Origin of the sequence: Mesorhizobium sp. M1E.F.Ca.ET.041.01.1.1 (genome assembly GCF_003997355.1) — a bacterium.
Lineage (GTDB): Bacteria > Pseudomonadota > Alphaproteobacteria > Rhizobiales > Rhizobiaceae > Mesorhizobium.
The window spans coordinates 1-1,321 of the sequence record NZ_RZSL01001014.1; the positions used below are offsets into that span (position 1 = coordinate 1).

Genomic DNA, 1,321 nt, shown 5'->3' on the forward strand with positions numbered 1-1,321 from the left:
GAGGAAGTGGACGTAGCAGCGCTGCCAGGCGGCTTCGGGGATCACCTCGCCGATTGCCGCGACGAGGCCGGCATGGTCGTCGGACACGACCAGCTCGACGCTCTTGAGGCCGCGCGCCTTCAGCGCCACGAGAAAGTCCTTCCAGGCCGAACGGCTCTCGCGATTGGCCATCTCCACAGCCAGGATCTGACGCCGCCCGTCCACGCCGACCGCGATCAGCACCGCCTGGCTCATGACTATGCCGGCTTCGCGCACCTTCTCGTAGCGGGCGTCGAGGATGAGATAGGCAAACGGCTCCTGAAGCGGCCGCTCGGCAACGCTTCCAGGCTCTCGTCCAGGCGTTTGTTGATGGCCGAGATCGACGAGGCCGAGAAGGCATGGCCGCACAGCTCCTCGGTTATCGCCTTCACCTTGCGGGTCGACGCGCCCTGCACATACATCTCCGCCAGCCGCCACCCAGGCGCGCTCCGAACGCTGGTAACGCTCGAACAGCTCGGTGGAGAAGCGACCCTGCCCGTCCTACGAAACCCGCAGCTCGAGCTTGCCGACCCGGGTGACAAGCGTGCGGCCATAGTAACCCGAGCGGTAGCCGAGCCGCTCCGGCGATCAAGGATCCGGTGTCCCTCCCGCCATTCTCACGACGTTTTTTGGGAGGCTTCGCGAGCGCGACTTGGAGACGATCGCCTCGGCGGCATCCGCCTGAAAGTCGGGATGATGGTGACCATACGTCTGGATCAGTATCTCGACGGTCATCCCGAGAAAGCCGCCAGCCGCCCAGGGATCAGAGCCCTGTTGCATTAGCCAGGTAGCCGCCGTGTGGCGGAATATATGCGGCGTCACGTCCGTGCGGAACACACGCTTGATGCTGCCGTCCGGAGTTACAACATCGTCGTACCAGCCGAGCCCGGCAGCCTCGACCACTGAGCGGAAAGCTTTCTTAATCGATTGGACTGGCTTGCCGTTCCACTCCACGACGTAGTCGTGGGCGATCATTCGGCCGATGTTTGCGCTTTTGCCGCGCCCCTTGGTCTTGATCTCCAGCGGCGTGACCGCCCATCGCCGTAGATGGGCAAGCAGGCGATCGGGCAGGCGCACCGGCGGCTGGCGCTTTTTCGTCTCGAGGCGACCAGCTGCGCGACGATAGAACACGCCGCGTTCGAGGTCGACATGGCCTACTCGATCGGTCGGACGGATGGCGGCACCGCAGATCGCGGCCGAACGAGTGCCGGTATACAGCGCAACGAGGATAAAGCGCGCGACGTGGCGCCCTGTGCGGCGGTCGCGCGCTTTATCCTCGTTGCGCTGTATACCGGCACTCGTT

General features: G+C 64.5%; 1 protein-coding gene and 1 pseudogene. Both read right to left on the minus strand.

Features of this window, described 5'->3' with window-relative positions; all coding sequences use genetic code 11:
* Positions 1–606 (minus strand): annotated as a pseudogene (locus tag EOA38_RS36900) (transposase); the annotation flags it as partial.
* Positions 607–1,321, minus strand: a 715-nt coding sequence (locus tag EOA38_RS36905; RefSeq protein WP_145966306.1) for a site-specific integrase, incomplete at its 5' end; no start/stop codon positions are given.